Source organism: Sphingobium sp. IP1 (assembly GCF_002708645.1).
Lineage (GTDB): Bacteria > Pseudomonadota > Alphaproteobacteria > Sphingomonadales > Sphingomonadaceae > Sphingobium > Sphingobium yanoikuyae.
Map to the genome: position 1 here is coordinate 42,447 of NZ_NOIW01000026.1, position 18,375 is coordinate 60,821.

The window sequence follows — 18,375 nt, forward strand, 5'->3', positions numbered from 1 at the left end:
ATGATGTGCAAGAGCGAAAAAAAGGGGAGGGCGGGAAAACTGAGCGATTCAGGTCGCCCTCCAAAAAAGGGGTATAGAAGTGAATAAACTAAGGGGAAAATCTGCATTTCTTGCCAGTGCCATGCTTCCGTTCGCCTTTTGTGCGAGTGTCTCGGCTCATGCTGCAGGTGCAACAGAGGCCGTCGACGCCGTGCCGGCCTCGGCGGATAGCAATTTTGCCGAGAGCGACATTGTCGTCACGGGCGAAAAGCAGGAAACGACTGTGCAGCGGGCGCCCATCGCCATCACCGCGATCACCGCAGATGCGCTGGCCCAGTCCAACATCACGCAGTTGATCGACATGAACGGGTTCGTTCCGGGGCTGACCATTGCGAACAGCGGCGGCTTTGTCCGCGTCGTATCAATTCGGGGGGTCGGCTATGAAGCATCCGACAATCTGAGCGCGCAACCGGGCACTTCTTTCCACATTGACGGCGTCTATATCGTCAGCCCTTATGCCTTGCAGCAGGACTTTCTTGATTTGCAGCGGGTGGAAGTGCTCCGCGGACCGCAGGGGACGGTGTTCGGTCAGAGCGCGACGGGCGGGATCATCAATGCGATCGCCGCGAAGCCAAGTCTGGACGCGTTGAGTGGATCGACTCAGTTGGAACTGGGCAATTATGATTTGGTGCGTGGGACTGCCACGCTCAATGTGCCGCTGACTGACACGCTGGCGGTTCGCGGCACTGTTCAGCGCTATTATCATGAGGGTTTTGCGCGTCAGACCGGTCTGGGACCGAGCTATGGACGCTATGGCCTGGACGATGCCGACCGGATTTCAACCAAGCTTTCGCTTCTGTGGACGCCGACGGAGCGCTTCTCCGCTCAACTGACGGCGCAATATTTCAACGCGGATGAACATGGCGCAGCCCAGAAAAATGTCGACGATCCCGATCTCGATCCGCGCCGGATCTCGCAGGATTATCCTAACGAATATAAGCTCGACTTCTTCCTCACCTATGCCGACCTGCGCTATGATATGGGGTTCGCGACACTCAAATCGCTCACGTCCTATCAGACGACGCGCAACCATAATCAGATCGACGTCGATCGGCTGCATCATGCAAATACGGGTGCCTATGATGCGCAGCCCTATTGGAACAACAGTGTCGACGCGATCAGTCAGGAATTCAACCTGACGTCGAACGGGAATGGGCCGCTCAACTACATCCTCGGCACTTATTTCCTTTATCAGAAGCTTGGTCAGGATATTCTGGAATATCGGGGGACGGACGCAAACCCGACCTATAATCTCACATTGCCGCTCACTTTCGCGAACTATCCCTATAATCTGGACTATGCGCTCAACTCGCGTCAGAAGCGCTACAGCTATGCGGCGTTCGCCCAGGCCAAGTACAAGCTGGCAGACCGCATCAGTGCGACCTTGGGCCTGCGCTTCAGCCATGACGATTTCAAGAGCAGCAACAGCACGCTTTTCGACATTTTTGGGCCGACCGTCTACGCCAAGACCAAGGAAGATGCTCTGACCGGCAAAGCGGAGGTCGATTTCGAATTGACCTCGCGCAACATGGTCTATGCCAGCGTGTCCCGCGGGTATAAGCCCGGAGGCGTCAGCAATAACAGCACGCCGCTGCTCGTCCCGCTGACCTATCAGCCGGAATATGTCTGGTCCTATGAATTTGGAACCAAGAACCGCTTTGCCGGCGACCGGATCACCCTCAATGGCGCTGCCTTCTTCTACGACTATAAGGATCTCCAATATCAGATGGAGGATCCGATCGCCTATCAGGGCGGGGTTTCCAACGTTCCCAAAACCCGGATATGGGGTGCCGAGGCTGAAGCTACGGTGGAGGCAACCGACAACCTCAAATTCGATGGCAACGTCACTTATCTGAATGGCGAACTGGTCGGGGATTACATCACGCTGGATCCCTCGCGGGCACATGCCGCGACGCTGGCTGCCGCTGCGCTAGGCTATGGCCCCTTCGATGCCTACACCATTGCCCTGCGCGCGACCCAGACGCGCAACACGAATGGGAACAAACCGCCGAAATTGCCCAAGTGGCAAGGGGCGGTGGGCGTCACCCATAGGCTGGAGCTTGGGTCGCTCGGAACGCTCAAATCCCATGGGGAACTGATCTATCGCGGGAAATTCCAGTATCGCATCTTCAATGACGGCGCTCGCGACGTGGTGCCGAGTTACACCCAGGTGAATGCGAATTTCGCGTTCACGCCGCGGGATACGAACTGGACGATCGGCCTCACCGTCTCGAACATCTTTGACAAGGCGGGCGTCGCCTCGCGCTACTCGAATCCCTTCGGTAGCTTCACGACCAGCGATATGTACATTCCGCCGCGTCAGATCATCGGTTCTATGAAATATGAATTCTAAACCCTCCGATATGCACCCGGTAGACAGCGTCCCGCCAATCGGGGCGCTGGGAGCCTTGGCCCTGCAACATGTGCTCACCATGTATGCCGGCGCGATCACGGTCCCCTTGCTGGTTGCTTCTGCATTGAAGCTTTCTCCCGAACATGCGGCTTATCTGGTCAGCGCGGACCTGTTCGCATGTGGACTGGTTACCTTGCTCCAGTGTCTTGGGGTCGGCCCCATCGGTATCCGCCTGCCCGTCATCATGGGTGTTACCTTTGTCGGCGTTATGCCCGCCATCGCCATCGCCAGCCAACCGGGGCTCGGACTTACCGCAGTCTATGGCGCGGCGATCGCCGCCGGCCTCATTGTCTTGCCACTTGTGCCGATGGTCGGGCGGATGCGCTCCATCCTGACGCCGACGGTCACAGGCACGGCGATGCTGCTGATCGGCCTGTCGCTTGTCGGCGTGGCGCTGGATTGGGCGGCCGGCGGTCGAGGCGCGCCGGATTACGGTTCGCCCACCAACCTGATGCTCGCAGCGGCGACGATCGCGACCATTTTGCTGGTGACCCGCTTTGGGGTTGGCTTTTTCGCCAACTGTGCGATCCTGATCGGCATGTCGTCCGGCTATGTCCTTGCGGCCCTTCTCGGCATGGTTGATGTCGCCGACGTGAAGGCGGCGCCGGCCTTGCAGCTCGTCACCCCATTTCATTTCGGCCTGCCCGTGTTTGATCCGGCGGCAATCGCATCCATGGTGATCGTCATCCTGGTCACACTGGTGGAATCGAGTGGAATGCTCACCATGCTGGGCGATGTGGTGGAGCGTCCGACTACGCCTCGCGACCTGGCGCGGGGCCTTCGCGCCGACTGCGCGGGCGCGGTGATCGGCGGGCTGTTCAACAGCTTTCCTTACACATCTTATGCGCAGAATATCGCGCTGGTGAGCATGACGGGCGTTCGCAGCCGGTTCGTCTGTGCAGGTGCGGCGGCCATCATGCTCTTGCTCGCGCTGTTCCCCAAGCTTTCCGCGCTGGTGGCGGCAATCCCGCCCAGCGTGCTTGGCGGCGCTGCCCTGGTGCTGTTCGGCATGGTTGCGGCATCCGGCATCCGCTCGCTGTCGGCGGCGCGGCTGGACCGATCGCGCGAAGACCTGCTGGTGGTGGGCATCAGCCTTGGTGTCGGCTTGATCCCCACATTCAATCCCCGCTTCTTTGCGGCGGCGCCCGAAATTTTGGCCCCCTTCACCCATAGCGGCGTGCTTCTGGGGATCATCACTGCGATCGCACTCAATGCTTTTCTCCGCGCCGGTGGCGCCAGCGCGGACGCAGAAGACTCAGTTCCAAACGATTCCGTGCCGGCCGTGGCAGCCGGTGCCTGAGGAGGATAAAATGAAGTTCGACGGTAGCATAGTTCCGATCATCGACCTGACCAAAGCGCGGACGGGCACGGAAGAGGAAAAGCAGGCGGTAGCCCGGGAAGTTGGCGCCGCAGCGCGGAGCATCGGGTTTCTGGTTGTGTCCGGCCATGGCGTGTCTGCCGAGATCATCGAGCGTGCCTCGGACACGACGCGCCGTTTCTTCGACCTGTCTCTGGCTGCAAAAACGAAATATCGTTCGCCCGATCCTGAAATCTATCGCGGCTATTTCGGTATGGAGACGGGGAATCTGGCAAGCACGATCGGGCAGGAAGCGAAGCCTGATCATCGGGAATATTATAATATCGGGCGCTTCGACCTCGACGCGGAGGATCCATATTTCACGTCTCCGACGGCGCAGCGCATCTTCCACGACAATATCTGGCCGGACGCCGACGTGCCCGAATTCAGGCACGGCATCGTCGATTATTACCACGAGATGGAAAAGCTGGCCGAGTTGCTGATGGAATTGTGCGCAAGGGCGTTGGACTTGCCGGCCGATTGGTTTGCCGACAAGATCGACAAGCACATCACCAACATGGTCGTCACCAACTATCCTGACCAGCCCGAGGCACCCGAAGAGGGACAACTCCGTGCCGGTGCGCATACGGACTATGGCGGTCTCACCATTCTCAAGGCGGAAGACAAGCCCGGCGGTCTTGAGGTGCAGACTCCGGATGGCCGGTGGGAGGCGGTGCCGATAGTACCGGGCGCGTTCATCATCAATCTGGGCGACCTGATGGCGCAGTGGACGAACGACGAATGGGTGTCGACCATGCATCGTGTGATCAATCCACCGCGCGACAAGGCTGTCGGCAGCCGGCGTCAGTCCCTGGTGTTCTTCCACCAGCCCAATTACGACGCGATTATCGAGTGCATCCCAAGCTGCGCCGTGAAAAGCGCGCCCAAATATGGGAAAACGACTTCGCTCGAACATCTGGAGATGAAGATGAACCAGATGAACGATACGCCCAAGTTCAAGGACATGGAAACCGTCTGAATTTGGTTCTCTTCAGGATAAGCGATCATGATTGTCTATACCCCGCCAAAACCAGCCGAAACCATTCCGGTGATCGATCTGGGTCCGAGTTTTTCCGACGATATGGAAGCCAGGAAGGCTGTTGCCTGGGAAATTCACAAAACGGCACGCGACACCGGCTTCTTCTACATCAGCAACCATGGCGTGCCGCAGGCGATGATGGACGGTCAGCTGGAGCTTGCCAGGGAGTTCTTCGCGCTTCCGCTCGTGGAAAAGCAGAAGGTTGATGCCAAAAATTCGACCTGCACGCGCGGTTATGAGGTTCCCGGTCTCCAGACGCTGGATGACGGATCGCCTCCCGATCTCAAGGAAGGTTTCCTGATCGGCTGCGACCTGGACGACGATCATCCTTACGTGCGTGACGGGGTTCCCAACTGTGGTGCCAACCAGTGGCCGGACCAGCCGGAAGGCTTCCGCAGCCGGTACGAGACCTATGTTGGCGAGATGTTCCGGGTCGGCCGCCATTTAATGGGCCTTATCGCCCTGTCTCTCGATCTGCCGGACGATTATTTCGTCGAGGCTTTGAAAGAGCCGCTCTTCAACAGCCGGCTGCTGCGGTATGGCCCGCAGCCTGCAGACGCTGCCTTCAATCAGATCGGTGCCGGCGCCCATACCGATTGGGGCATGATCACGATTCTGTTGCAGGACAGTGTCGGCGGCCTCGAGGTCGAGAATGCGGCGGGTGAGTGGATCGCCGCGCCGCCGATACCGGGAACTTTCGTCATAAATCTGGGCGAGATGGTGCGTGTTCTGACTAACGGACTTTATCACGCCAACATGCACCGCGTCCTGAACAATCATTCCGGCCGCGACAGGTTTTCGGTGCCGACCTTTTTCGATCCGAACTATTTCTACAAGGTCGGCTGCGCCCCAACTTGCCTGCCCAAGAGCGGGAAGCCGGACTTTGAAGAAACGACGGTCGGCGGGCACATCGCCGAAATGTATCGCAAGACCTACGGTCTGGCAGCGTAAAGAGGGATTTTAACATGGCTGCTTTGGCCTATACCAACATCTTCACCAACGACATCGATCGCTTGGCGGACTTCTACGGCACGCTTTTCGGGCTGGAGGAGATCGTGGCAAGTCGCTCTCCCATTTTTCGCGGTTTCGTGGCGGGCGGCACATCGCTGGGCTTCAGCGGTCCGGGCGCCTATGAACTGCTTGGCCTCATTCCGCTGGAAGGGCAGGGCGACCGGGCTTTCCAGACATTCGACGTCGATAATGAACAGGAAGTGCGCGATCTGACCGGCAAGGCTCGGGAACTGGGCGGCACAATCGTCAAAGAGCCGTTCGCCACCTATTATGGCTGGTTTCAGTCGGTGTTGCGGGATCCCGATGGCAACGCCTTCCGGATCAATTTCCGTGGAGCGGCGGCGTGAACTCGGCCGCGTCCTTGCTGGACCCGCCGGACGATGCGCCCGCAAAGGCATCTCCGGCATGTCACAACCGCCTGAGCCGCCCGCGAAATTGTTCCTACGCGGATGGCGACTGGGAAATTCTCGCCAAATTCTGGTTCCCGGTCGCCCGCGCGGAGGATATTGGCGACAAGCCGTTGGCCGCCAGGCTGCTTGACGTCAAACTCGTGATCTACCGGACCACGGACGGGATCAACGTCGCGCGTGACCTGTGCCCGCACCGGGGGGCGCCGCTCAGCATGGGCTGGGTCGAAGAAGATGAAATCGTCTGTCCCTACCATGGTTTGCGCTTCGCCAGCGACGGGCGCTGCGTTCGTATTCCCGCGCAGCCCAACGTCGTTCCGTCCGATCGTTTTCGGGCGACCATCTTGCCCTCTGTCGAACGTTATGGGCTGGTGTGGACGTGCCTTGACGCTCAGTCGCCCGAACCGGTGATCCCTGAATTCCCGGAGTGGAGCGATCCGGCCTTCCAGACGATACTATGCCCGCCAGTGGGAATGAACGCTGCCCCCGGAAGACAGGTGGAGGGCTTCATCGACGTTGCCCATTTTGCATGGATTCACCATGAAGCCTTCGCCGACCGCGAAAACAGTGTCGTTCCGCTATATCAAACAAAGTCGACCGATTTCGGTTTCCGTAGCATCTATGTGTCGGACGTCAGCAATTTCCCAAAGGCGCTGCACCATCTCGAACCCGAAGGTTTTATCTGGCACCGGACCTTCGACGTGCACCCCCCCTTCATTGCTTTTTTGAAAGTTGATTTCCCGGATGACGGCGTTCTGCGGATCATGAACATCGCGACACCTGTCTCAGCCAGGGAAACGATCCTGTACGTGCCGCTCGTAAGGAATTTCGACAAGACGGGTTCCCTGGATGATGTTTATGCCTTCAACGCGCAAATCTTTGCCGAGGATCAGGCAATAGTGGAAGCGCAGTGCCCCGAAGATCTGCCCCTCGACATGGAGGATGAGGCGCATTTCGCGGCAGATCGTTCGTCGGTCGCCTACAGAAAGGCGCTGAGGGAAATGGGACTGACCGGATAGCAATAATCATAGCTAGCGAAAACATGGTGGCCAGGCGTCAGCTTTGGCCACTTTTTTTCGTTGCGCCACGGGAAGCGCTCTACCCGCTCTTTGCGCTCTAATTTCGGCATCGCATTGGCCGAAAAGTTGCACTTTATCGAACGCGGTTTTCGTCACAGACTTGCCTCAGCAAGCGCCCAAAAAGGCAGAATCGGAACCATCATGCAGCATTCGCTTCGCGGCTATCGCGGTGTCACCACCGCGCCGCACCATCTGGCTTCGCAAGCCGGACTCGACATCCTCAAGGATGGGGGCACCGCCGTTGAAGCCTGTGTAGCGATGGCTGCGGCGCTCGCGGTGGTCTATCCGCATATGACCGGGATTGGAGGGGATGGCTTCTGGTTGATTCACGATCCAGACGGGCATGTCCACGCGGTCGATGCCTGCGGCGCGGCAGCGGGGAAGGCTAACCTCTCTTTCTACGGCAATTTGACCGAAATTCCGTGGCGCGGACCGCTGGCCGCCAACACGGTGGCGGGCACAATTTCGGGTTGGCAACAGGCTTTGGCCGGGGATGCCGGAACGCTCACCCTTACCCGGCTGCTCCGTGACGCCATCGAACTGGCCGAAGAGGGCGTGGCCGTCACGCGCGGGGGGGCGGAAGTGGGCCAGTCCAAGCACGCGGAACTCGTTGCCCAGCGCGGCGCCTATCGGGACGTCTTCACCGTTTCGGGCCGTCCGTTGCAGGAAAATGACCGTTTGAAGCAGCCCGCGCTCGCGCAAACGCTCAAGACGCTGGCTGAAAATGGCTTTCAGGATTTCTATTCCGGGCGTCTTGCCCGCGCCATCGTGGGTGATCTGGCCGACTTGGGCAGCCCCTTGACGGCAGAAGATCTGGCGCGGCATCGGGCGTCGGAACCCGCGCCCCTGTCCGTTCGCGTGAACGGCGCCACCCTCTTCAACACGGCGCCACCGACGCAGGGCCTGGCCTCCCTTTTGATCCTGGCCCTGTTCGACAGGCTGGACGTGGGAGCAGCGGAGACCTTTGGCCATCTTCATGGGCTGGTCGAGGCGACGAAGCAGGCGTTCCTGATCCGGGATGCGCATGTGGGCGATCCCGCCTATATGGAGATGTCGCCGCAGGATCTGCTTGACGATCCGGACAGGCTGGATGCCCTCGCTGCCGCTATCGACCCCGCCAGAGCCATGCCTTGGCCCTGGCCGTCGGCGCTTGGCGACACGACCTGGTTCGGTGCTGCCGATATGCGCGGTCAGGTCGTGAGCTGCATCCAGTCGACCTATTTCGAGTTCGGATCGGGCCTCGTCCTGCCGGAAACCGGCATCACATGGCAGAATCGCGGCTCCAGCTTCCGGCTAACGGCGGACGGGTGGAACGCCCTGAAGCCGGGCAGAAAACCCTTCCACACGCTAAACCCGGCGCTGGCGCGCTTCGAGGATGGCCGTGTCATGGGCTATGGCACCATGGGCGGCGAAGGACAGCCGCAGACTCAGGCAGCGATTTTCAGTCGATATGCCCGGTTCGGCGTACCTTTGCAGGAGGCTGTCAGTCGGCCGCGCTGGCTTTTGGGCCGCACCTGGGGCGAGACGAGCATGACATTGAAGCTGGAGAGCCGTTTCTCGCCGGAACTGGTCGATAAGCTGCGCGCCGCTGGCCATGACGTCGAGCTGCTTTCCGCCCTGACATCGACGATGGGACATGCCGGAGCGATCGTGCGTCATCCCGATGCGATGCTCGAAGGCGCCACCGATCCGCGCTCCGATGGAGCGGTAGCGGCATGGTGAGCAGCAGCCGCGCGGTTCATCGCTGCGACATATTGGGCGTGGGCGCGTTTAGCGACATGCCGGATGGCCTGTTCCGCAGCTACCTCTCTCCCGCCTATATCGCAGCCCAGGCGCAGGTCGCCACCTGGATGACAGAGGCCGGCTTGCAGACCCATGTCGATGCGGTCGGGAACCTCATCGGGCGTTACGCAGGCGCGGCGGATGGTCCGCCGCTCATCATCGGCAGCCATCTTGACAGCGTGCGGGACGCCGGGCGCTATGACGGCCCCCTGGGGATTGTGCTGGGCATAGAATGCGTGGCCGAACTCCATCGGCAGGGCAGGCTTATGCCCTTTCCCATCGAAATATATGCTTTCGGCGATGAGGAGGGATCGCGCTTTCCCGTGGCGATGGTGACAAGCCGTGCCGTTGCGGGAACGCTGGGCGCGATTGATGCCGAAATGATGGACGCCGCAGGCGTCACTCTTGAAGAGGCGATGGCCGCATATCGGAAGGCGATCGGCGCCGAAAGCGGCGGGGGTCTGCATCTGGAGCAGGCGCGTCACGGCCCGGCGCTGGCCTACGTCGAAGCCCATATCGAGCAGGGGCCTGTGCTGGAATCGCACGGGCTGGCCGTGGGTACTGTCACGGGCATCGCTGCGCAAAAGCGCTTTTCGCTTACCGTGACGGGACAGGCGGGCCATGCCGGGACCAACAGCATGGCCTTGAGGCGCGACCCACTCGCCGCCGCGGCAACGATGATGGTCGCCGCGGAGGAACTTGCCTGCGCCGCCGGTGAAAATCATGTGGCGACCGTGGGCACCTTGTCCGTTTCGCCGGGCGCGCCCAATGTGGTTCCCGGATCTGTGACGTTCAGTCTGGACGTTCGTGCCGCCAGCGACGCGGCGTGCGCCATTCTTGCCGAGGCGATCATCGACCGCTTCCAAAGCGTCGCGGCGAGCCGACATGTGGAAATTGCCCACACGCTCCTTCACGATCTGCCCGCCAGCCCCTGCGCTGCGGAACTGATCGAACTGATGGATGGCGCCATCGCGGCGGAAGGGGGGAAGCCCATGCAGCTGATGTCGGGCGCGGGGCATGATGCCATGATCCTCTCGTCCCTCTGTCCGACTGCCATGCTGTTCATCCGATGCCGGGGCGGCGTCAGCCACAACCCGTCCGAGAGCGTGACATCGGCCGATACGGAAATCGCGCAGCGCGTCCTGCTTCGCTTCATCGAAAATCTTGGGGAATTGCACAGTGCCTGATCATTTCGGCGAGATCGATCCGCCTCAGCGTCTTTTGATGGGACCCGGCCCGATCAATGCCCATCCCCGCGTCTTGCGTGCGATGTCGGCCGATCTGCTGGGCCAGTTCGATCCGGAGATGACCCGCTATATGAACGAGGTGATGGCGCTGTATCGGCCCATCTTCGGGACGGACAACCGATGGACCTTGCTGGTCGACGGAACGGCGCGAGCGGGGATCGAAGCAGCCCTTGTCTCGATCGTCACCCCAGGTGACACCGTACTGGTCGTGAACTTCGGTCGCTTTGGCCTGCTGCTCAAGGAAATACTCGGCCGCATTGGCGCGAGGATCGAAACCGTCGACGCGCCATGGGGCGAAGTCGTCCCGCTCGACGCCATCAAACAGGCGATCGAACGGAGTCAACCAAAGGTCTTGGCGACGATCCATGGCGACACGTCCACGACGATGGCGCAGCCGATGGATGGCATCGGCGCGCTTTGCCGTGACGCCGATGCGCTGCTTTACGTCGACGCGACGGCGACTATCGGGGGCATGGAAATCGCCGCGGATGCATGGGGCGCGGACATCGTCACGGGCGGGTTGCAGAAGTGTCTGGGCGGCTCGTCCGGATCGGCGCCCATCACCATCTCCGACCGCGCAGCCGCACTCATCAACCGGCGCAAGCATATCGAACTCGGCCTGCGGACCGGCAGCCTCGACGACGTGGACGGGATGATCATCGGATCCAACTATTTCGATCTCGGCATGATCATGGATTATTGGTCGGAAAAGCGGCTGAACCACCATACCGAAGCCACCACCATGCTTTACGGCGCCCGCGAATGTGCGCGCATCATGCTGGAGGAAGGATTGGCGGCGCGGTTTAGCCGCCATCGGGCAGCGGGGAGGGCGATGTCTGCAGGCCTGCGCGCGCTCGGGCTTGCGCTGTTCGGCGACGACCGATTCCGAATGACCAATGTAACCGCAGCTTATATTCCTCAAGGGATTGAGGGCGAACGCGTCCGACAGCGGATGCGAGAGGATTTCGAGATCGAAATCGGCACCGCCTTTGGTCCCCTCGCGGGCAAAGTCTGGCGCTTTGGTGCGATGGGCTACAATGCCCGCAAGCATAAGATCCTCATCACCCTTGGCGCCTTGGAGGCGGTTTTGCGCGCCGAAGGCTATGGGTGTCAGCCCGGCCTCGCCGTTGAAGCCGCATTGTCGGCTTGGAACGAGGCATGAGCGCGGTGCGGGAATTGATCGGCTATGGTCCGACGCCGCCGGACCCCTGCTGGCCGCACGGAGCCCGAATCGCGGTCCAGTTCGTTGTCAATTATGAGGAAGGCGCGGAAAATAGCATCCTCCATGGTGACAAAGGTTCCGAAGCATTTCTGTCGGACATGGTGGGCGCTGCCAGTCACCCTGCCCGGTCAATGGCGATGGAAAGCCTCTATGAATATGGCAGCCGAGCCGGATTTTGGCGCCTGCACCGTCTGTTCCGCGAAAGGCAGGTGCCGGCCACGGTTTTTGGCGTGGCGGCCGCACTGGAGATGAACCCTGGGGCAGTCGATGCCATGCTTGAGACGGAGTGGGAGATAGCCAGTCACGGCTATCGCTGGATCGATTATCAATATGTCCCGGAAGATGTCGAGCGAGAGCATATCAGTCGCGCGATCGACATTCACCGGCGCTTGACGGGTGAACGTCCGCAGGGTTGGTATCAGGGACGCACATCACCCAATACTGCCCGGTTGGTGGTTGAAGAAGGGGGGTTCGTCTATGACGCTGACTCCTACGCGGACGATCTGCCTTATTGGGACAATAGGTTCGGAAGTCCCCAGCTGATCGTTCCATATTCGCTCGAAACCAACGACATGAAGATGGTCGCGCTCAACGGCTTTACGGAAGGCGAGCAATTCTACCGCTACCTGCGGGACAGTTTCGACTATCTGCGAGCCGAAGGAGGACGGATGATGTCGATTGGGCTGCACGGCCGGATCGCCGGCAGGCCGGGCCGTGCCGCCGCCGTCGCGCGCTTCCTGGATCATGTCCTTGCGCATCGCGATGTCTGGATCGCCCGCCGCATCGACATCGCGCGTCACTGGCTGGAGATGCACCCCCATGTCTGAAAAACAGGATTTCGTTGCCCGTTACGGCGGCTTGTTCGAGCACTCGCCCTGGGTGGTGGAGCGCGCGGCGGAGCGCTTGCCGTTGGCCGACCTGCACCAAGGTCTGATGCAGGTCGTTCGCGACGCAACGTCTGAAGAGCAGCTTGGACTGATCCGCGCGCACCCGGAACTGGCCGGCAAGGCAGCAATCGATGGAACGCTGACGGAGGCGTCCACTGCTGAACAGGCATCGGCGGGACTCGACCGGCTGACCTCTGACGAATTTGCGCGGTTCCATAGTTTGAACCGGGATTATTCGGCGAAGTTCGGCTTTCCCTTCATCATCTGTGTCCGCCTGACCAACAAGGCGGCCATTCTGGCGGCCATGGAGTCACGCCTTGCCAATGATCGGGAAATCGAGATGGGGACGGCGCTCGCACAGATCGGTGAGATCGTCCGGCTGCGTCTGGAGGATCTGAAGTGACATTGGCGCAGCATGAAGCGCGGATCGCGCATGACCTTGAATGCCTGGGCATCGGCGGCACGAGTTGTACCAGTCCGCAGGTCCGCGACAATCAGCATGTGTACGACGTGGTCATCGTCGGCGCAGGGCAAAGCGGCCTCGGCGCCGCTTTTGGCCTGATGAGGGAACGGCTGTCTAACATTCTGGTGCTGGACGAAAATCCCGCTGGCTACGAAGGGCCGTGGGAAACCTATGCCCGAATGATGACCCTGCGGACGCCCAAGCATCTCACCTCTATCGACTATGGTATCCCTTCGCTCACCTTCCGAGCGTATTGGGAAGCGATCCATGGCCCGGCAGGCTGGGAGGAAATCGACAAGATTCCGCGCCGAGAGTGGATGGCTTATCTCCGTTGGTATCGCCGCATCCTTGGCCTTCCCGTTCGCAACGACAGCAAGGTCGTGCTGGTGGACCCTGTGGAACCGGGCATTTTTCGGCTGAAACTCGCGGATGGCGGCGACGTGCTGACGCGCAAGGTCGTCCTGGCGACCGGCATCCAGGGGGGTGGTCAATGGCAGGTCCCGGCGATCGTCAGCGATGTGCCGCGCGACCGCTATGCGCATACGTCAGCGGCCATCGATTTCGCGGCGCTCCGGGGTAAGCGCATCGCCATTTTGGGCGGCGGCGCTTCCGCCTTCGACAATGCGCAGCACGCCTTAAGCGAGGGTGTGGCGGAAGTTCATGTGTTCGTGCGGCGGAAGGAACTGCCGAGTGTCAATCCGATCAGGTTCATGGAAGCGAAAGGGATCATCCCTCGTTTCCCCGCGCTGCCGGACGACGTCAAATATGTGATGATGAAAAGCTTCTTCGAGCGGAACCAGCCGCCGACGAACGACACATTTTCCCGCGCTGCGAGCCATCCCGGATTTCGGCTGCACCTTGGCTCGCCATGGCTTTCGGTGATGGAGCAGGACGATGGCATCGCTGTCACGACGCCTCAGGGCACGGAGGCATATGACTTCCTGATCCTTTCCACAGGGCTTGTCACCGATCCTTCGCTGCGTCCCGAATTGCGCCTTGTCGCCCACCGGATCGCGCGTTGGGAGGAACGCTTCGCTGGAACCCTGGAGAGGGATCCCCTTCTCGATGCGCATCCCTATCTGGGATCCGGGTTCGAACTGCTGCCGCGAACGGAGGAGGATGCAAGCGCGCTGCACGGCCTGTTCGCGTTCAACTATTCGGGTCTCATAAATTTCGGTCTTTCCGCTTCGGCCATTTCGGGGCTCAAGCACGCGCTGCCCCGGTTGGTGCAGGGCATCGCCGACCAGCTTTTCCTCGATGATCGGGCGAGCATCGTTTCGGACTATCTCGGTTATGCGGAGCCTGAATTCACATCGACATGGAATCTTGATCAGGGGCAGGCCGCATGACGCTTTCCACACATGTTCTGGACATGATGCATGGTCGTCCGGCTGCTGGCATGGCGCTGTCCTTGTGGCAGGATCAGGTGAAATTGTTTGATGGGGTGACGGACGCCGATGGACGCTGTCCTGGCCTGCGTGAACTCACGCTTGAAAAAGGCCGTTATCGCCTTGTATTCAAGGTCGCTGACTATTTCCGGATGCAGGGAGCGGCTCTTCCCGATCCCCCCTTTCTGGACGCCGTGCCCATCGACTTCGGCATCGCGGATGAAGGACATTATCATGTTCCTTTGCTGGCCTCGCCCTTCGCTTATTCGACCTATCGCGGCAGTTAAGCGGAACGCAGCCGATGATCTCGCGCCGCGATCTGGCGCAGGCATATCCCGTAATTGAGGCGGATGGCGCGCTGCCATGACAGCCAGGAGAAGCAGATGACGCAGCCCCTGTTCGAAAAAATCGGAGCTTCTGATGAGGAACTGGCGCGGGAGGTCGCGGCCCGCCTCGGGGCTGACATGCCGCAGGAAGCTGTGCGGGGCGTCGCGGCCAATGCGCGCCTGCTTCAGCGCCATTATGATGTGCTGCGGGGTGAAGCCTCGTGAAGCGGGATATCGCTCTGATGACCGTTTTCGAAACGGCGGAAGCCGTCAGGTCCGGGCGTCTTTCCGCACTCCAAGTGGCCCGAGCGGCGCTTGACCGGGTCGAGCAGCGCAATGGCGCGGTGAATGCGGTGACCCGGATCCTGCGCGATCGTGCGCTTGCTCGAGCGGAGGCCGTGGATATCAGCCTGAGCCGGGGGATCGATCCTGGTCCCCTTGCCGGCGTTCCGTTCGCCGTCAAGGATCTGTTCGATGTCGAAGGGCTGCCCACCACGGCGGGCGCGGGCAGGCTGCGTCAAGCCGCGCCCGCCACGGACGACGCGGCGGCGATCCGCCGGCTGAGCGACGCCGGCGCGGTGTTGGTGGGAACCCTCAACATGGACGAATTTGCCTACGGCTTTGTCACCGACAATGCGCAGTGGGGCGTCACCCGCAACCCCCATGATCTTGCCCGTTTTGCCGGAGGATCATCAGGCGGTTCGGCAGCGGCGGTCGCTGCGGGGATGGTCCCTTTCAGCCTGGGGTCGGACACGAACGGGTCGATCCGTATCCCCGCCAGCCTTTGCGGCATTTACGGCACCAAGCCCACCCACGCGTCGCTTCCGATGAAAGGGGTCTATCCATTTGTCCACACTCTGGATGATATCGGCATTTTCACTCGGTCGGCGCATGATCTGGCGATCGTCGATTCTGTGCTTAGGGCGGATGCCGGCGACGAGACTTGCCGGGCATTGCAGCGGCCGGCCTTGTTGTCGGGGTGGTTCGGGGCGAACCTGTCGCCTTGCATGAGCCGGGCGCTTGCCCGCCTCTCGTCCCAATTGGGGGGATTGCCGCTCGTCGACCTGCCCAATGTTGCGCGTGCCCGGTCTGCCGCGTTTCTGATTACGGCTTTCGAGGGGGGGCGGCAGCATCGGGACGCGCTCGTGGCGGACGCGCTATCCTATGATCCTGCCACGCGCGACCGGCTGTTGGCTGGCGCTGCGGTGCCCGATCATGTTTATGCGGCAGCCTTGGCCTATCGCGATGTGTTCGCTGCCGCCGTTGACGCGGCGCTCGCCCAATATGAGGTGCTGATAGCCCCGGCCACTTTCGGTCCCGCTCCCTTCATCGATGATCCGTTCATCCCGATCGACGGCTCGATGCAGCCCGCCCGCGCCAATTTGGGACTCTACACGCAGCCGATCAGTTTTCTCGGCGTGCCCGTCATAGCCGCACCGCTTCCCGTCAACGGTTTGCCCATGGGGGTCCAGTTGATCGCGGCGAAGGGAAGAGACGGCGACCTCATCGCGTTCGCGCAATCGCTGGAAGCACAGGGCCTGATCCAGGGCCGATGTGCGTGGCAGGAGAAGTCTGATGATAATCAATGATCCCAAGATCGTGGCCGAAGTGAAAGCCCAGTTCGACCGCTATGAGCGGGCGCTGATGACGGATGATCTGGATGAAATGGACCAGCTGTTCCATGACGCGCCCACCACGGTTCGCTACGGCGTGGGCGAGGTGTTGTACGGCATGGATGAAATACGTGAATTCCGAAAGGGCAGGGGAGGATCGCCGCAACGGCGGCTGGGCCGCGTCTTCATTTCCACCTTTGGCGACGTCGCCACGGCCAACGCCGAATTCTTCCGCGAGGGCACGGACCGGCGCGGTCGTCAGAGCCAGACCTGGATCCGGTTCGAGGATGGCTGGAAAATCGTTTCCGCGCATGTTTCGATGGAAGGAACGACGTCGTGAAGAGCATATTTTCTCGCCTGAATATCGACAGTTACATCGTCCTGCTCGTGACAATGGTCGTTCTGGCGTCTCTGATTCCGCCCCGCGGTTCTTGGGCATCGATTGCCGGATTTTGCGCTGATGCCGGCATCGTCATCCTGTTCTTCATGCATGGTGCGCGACTTTCACGGCAGGCGGTCATCGACGGGGCGCGGCATTGGCGGCTGCATCTGACGGTGGCTGTGGTCACCTTCGTCGTTTTCCCGCTATTGGGTCTGGTCATCCGTGGGCTGCCGCTGGTTGATCCCGCGCTGGCCACGGGAATGTTGTTTCTGACATTGCTGCCTTCGACGGTTCAGTCGTCCATCGCCTTCACCGCCATGGCCCGGGGCAACGTCGCCGCCGCTGTATGCAGCGCGTCTTTCTCTAATTTGGCGGGTATCTTCGTTACACCCATCCTTTGCGCGCTGCTCATCACCGGGAAACATGGCGGCTTTTCGAGCGATGCGGTCGTCACGATCGCCGTGCAACTGCTGTTGCCTTTCATGGCGGGTCATATGCTGCGGCCGTGGATCGGCGATTGGATCGTCCGGCAGAAGAAGATGCTGACGCTGGTCGATCGTGGCTCGATCCTCTTGGTGGTCTACACTGCCTTCGGGGCGGCCGTCGTCGAAGGCCTTTGGTCCAAGGTTTCGTTCAGGGAACTGGCGATGATCGCCGCGCTGTCCGCCGTTCTGCTTGCGGTCGTACTTGCGCTGACGCAGGCACTGGGCCGATGGTTCGGCTTCAACCGGGAGGATCGCATCGTCCTTCAATTCTGCGGTTCGAAGAAAAGCTTGGCATCTGGCGTTCCAATGGCGGGCGTGCTGTTCTCGGCGTCACAGGTCGGCGCAATCATCCTGCCGCTCATGTTCTTTCATCAAATCCAGCTCATGCTGTGCGCCGTGCTGGCGCGCCGCTATGGCGCTCTCCCGGAGCAGCCGGACAAAGTTGCCCCCGCCGTGACGATGAGCAGGGCGGGCACGTCCAATTGAGCCGGAAAGCCGATAGCCTTGCCAGCGGCAGGCTATCGGCTTTCCGATGCGGCCATTTGATCGACCTGTTTCGAAAACAGCTCAACCAGCGCATGAACGGCGATCGGGGGATTGCGTGCCGACCGGACGTAAACGCCGAGATCAGCTTTGAGCGTGACCGGTTTGGTGATGGGGATGTGAACAAGGGTGCCGCTTTCCAGTTCGCGCTCGATGCCGATCCGCGTCTGGAATGAAATGCCAAGACCCCGAAGGGTCAATTGCTTCGCCAACTCGACCGAACTCGTTTCAACCATGCCTTGGGGGAGCTTGCCCAAGGCCCTGTGAAGCTGTTGACGGATAGACAGGTCGGCCTTTGGCAGAATAAGCGAATGCGCCTGGCAGGTGCCCAGCGATAATTTCTGGTAGTTGGCCAGCGGGTGATCGGGCCGCATGGTCGCGCCGAGCTGGAAGGGCCACAGCGATAATTGCCGGAGGTCGAGCGTCCGGTCGATGCTGAACGCGATGCCGATATCGGCGTCGCCGCTGACGATGGCCTGCGAGATTGCAGCAGAGCCGAGCACGGTTACACCCACCGTGATCCGGGGGTAGAGTTCGCGCAGGCGCGTGAGCACGCTGGGCAGCAAATCGGATGTAAGGGCCTCGACCGCCGCGATTTCCACATGACCCGAGCGCAGACCCTGCATCGCTTCCAGCTCAGACCGGACGCGTTCCGCGTCCTGGAGCACTTCTATCGCGTGCCGGGCGAAGGT

The 18,375-nt window shown here is 60.8% G+C and carries 18 protein-coding genes; 17 read left to right on the plus strand and 1 reads right to left on the minus strand.

Annotated elements, in window-relative coordinates; genetic code table 11:
• Positions 1-262 precede the first annotated feature (262 nt).
• The 17 genes from CG471_RS11540 (at position 263) to CG471_RS11620 (ending at position 17,626) form a co-directional block, all read left to right on the plus strand.
• Positions 263-2,392 carry a TonB-dependent receptor gene (locus CG471_RS11540; protein WP_180275676.1) on the plus strand — a complete coding sequence of 710 codons (2,130 nt, stop codon included), beginning with the start codon at positions 263-265 and terminating at the stop codon, positions 2,390-2,392.
• A gap of 55 nt (positions 2,393-2,447) precedes the next feature.
• The gene (locus CG471_RS11545) at positions 2,448-3,752 is read left to right on the plus strand and encodes a nucleobase:cation symporter-2 family protein (protein WP_257211506.1); all 1,305 of its coding nucleotides are present in this window, start codon (positions 2,448-2,450) and stop codon (positions 3,750-3,752) included.
• A complete protein-coding gene (locus CG471_RS11550; RefSeq protein ID WP_099231944.1) occupies positions 3,664-4,788 on the plus strand; it encodes an isopenicillin N synthase family oxygenase in 1,125 nt (374 codons plus the stop codon). The genes CG471_RS11545 and CG471_RS11550 overlap by 89 nt, the downstream gene beginning before the upstream one ends.
• 27 nt (positions 4,789-4,815) lie before the next feature.
• Complete coding sequence (locus CG471_RS11555; protein ID WP_037484970.1) at positions 4,816-5,799, plus strand: isopenicillin N synthase family oxygenase; 984 nt, start codon at positions 4,816-4,818, stop codon at positions 5,797-5,799.
• 14 nt (positions 5,800-5,813) lie between these two features.
• A complete protein-coding gene (locus CG471_RS11560; protein WP_037484967.1) occupies positions 5,814-6,206 on the plus strand; it encodes a VOC family protein in 393 nt (130 codons plus the stop codon).
• On the plus strand, positions 6,203-7,285 hold the full coding sequence (locus CG471_RS11565; protein WP_257211507.1) for an aromatic ring-hydroxylating dioxygenase subunit alpha: 1,083 nt from the start codon (positions 6,203-6,205) through the stop codon (positions 7,283-7,285). The genes CG471_RS11560 and CG471_RS11565 overlap by 4 nt, the downstream gene beginning before the upstream one ends.
• 201 nt (positions 7,286-7,486) lie before the next feature.
• On the plus strand, positions 7,487-9,067 hold the full coding sequence (locus CG471_RS11570) for a gamma-glutamyltransferase family protein (RefSeq protein WP_099231945.1): 1,581 nt from the start codon (positions 7,487-7,489) through the stop codon (positions 9,065-9,067).
• On the plus strand, positions 9,061-10,314 hold the full coding sequence (locus tag CG471_RS11575) for an allantoate amidohydrolase (RefSeq protein ID WP_037484963.1): 1,254 nt from the start codon (positions 9,061-9,063) through the stop codon (positions 10,312-10,314). The genes CG471_RS11570 and CG471_RS11575 overlap by 7 nt, the downstream gene beginning before the upstream one ends.
• Before the next feature lie 37 nt (positions 10,315-10,351).
• The gene (locus CG471_RS11580) at positions 10,352-11,536 is read left to right on the plus strand and encodes an alanine--glyoxylate aminotransferase family protein (protein WP_099231950.1); all 1,185 of its coding nucleotides are present in this window, start codon (positions 10,352-10,354) and stop codon (positions 11,534-11,536) included.
• Positions 11,533-12,423 (plus strand): allantoinase PuuE, encoded by an 891-nt coding sequence (puuE, locus tag CG471_RS11585; RefSeq protein ID WP_037484959.1) that lies wholly within the window; start codon positions 11,533-11,535, stop codon positions 12,421-12,423. Before CG471_RS11580 ends, puuE begins: the two co-directional genes overlap by 4 nt.
• The gene (gene uraD, locus CG471_RS11590; RefSeq protein WP_037484957.1) at positions 12,416-12,886 is read left to right on the plus strand and encodes a 2-oxo-4-hydroxy-4-carboxy-5-ureidoimidazoline decarboxylase; all 471 of its coding nucleotides are present in this window, start codon (positions 12,416-12,418) and stop codon (positions 12,884-12,886) included. The genes puuE and uraD overlap by 8 nt, the downstream gene beginning before the upstream one ends.
• Entirely contained in the window at positions 12,883-14,295 is a 1,413-nt protein-coding gene (locus CG471_RS11595; protein WP_037484955.1) for an NAD(P)-binding domain-containing protein, read from the plus strand. The genes uraD and CG471_RS11595 overlap by 4 nt, the downstream gene beginning before the upstream one ends.
• Positions 14,292-14,621, plus strand: coding sequence for a hydroxyisourate hydrolase (gene uraH / locus CG471_RS11600; protein ID WP_037484953.1), 330 nt, complete (start codon positions 14,292-14,294; stop codon positions 14,619-14,621). Before CG471_RS11595 ends, uraH begins: the two co-directional genes overlap by 4 nt.
• Positions 14,622-14,717: 96 nt before the next feature.
• Positions 14,718-14,885 carry a hypothetical protein gene (locus tag CG471_RS30610; protein ID WP_180275677.1) on the plus strand — a complete coding sequence of 56 codons (168 nt, stop codon included), beginning with the start codon at positions 14,718-14,720 and terminating at the stop codon, positions 14,883-14,885.
• A gap of 17 nt (positions 14,886-14,902) precedes the next feature.
• Positions 14,903-16,249: an AtzE family amidohydrolase gene (locus tag CG471_RS11610; protein ID WP_099231951.1), complete on the plus strand. Its 1,347-nt coding sequence runs from the start codon at positions 14,903-14,905 to the stop codon at positions 16,247-16,249.
• Positions 16,236-16,613: an oxalurate catabolism protein HpxZ gene (gene hpxZ, locus CG471_RS11615; RefSeq protein WP_037484950.1), complete on the plus strand. Its 378-nt coding sequence runs from the start codon at positions 16,236-16,238 to the stop codon at positions 16,611-16,613. The genes CG471_RS11610 and hpxZ overlap by 14 nt, the downstream gene beginning before the upstream one ends.
• Positions 16,610-17,626, plus strand: a complete 1,017-nt coding sequence (locus CG471_RS11620) for a bile acid:sodium symporter family protein (RefSeq protein WP_081796311.1) — start codon at positions 16,610-16,612, stop codon at positions 17,624-17,626. The genes hpxZ and CG471_RS11620 overlap by 4 nt, the downstream gene beginning before the upstream one ends.
• Positions 17,627-17,658: 32 nt before the next feature.
• Here the strand turns inward: CG471_RS11620 and CG471_RS11625 are convergent.
• A partial coding sequence (locus tag CG471_RS11625) for a LysR substrate-binding domain-containing protein (RefSeq protein ID WP_099231952.1) occupies positions 17,659-18,375 on the minus strand: 717 nt, incomplete at its 5' end.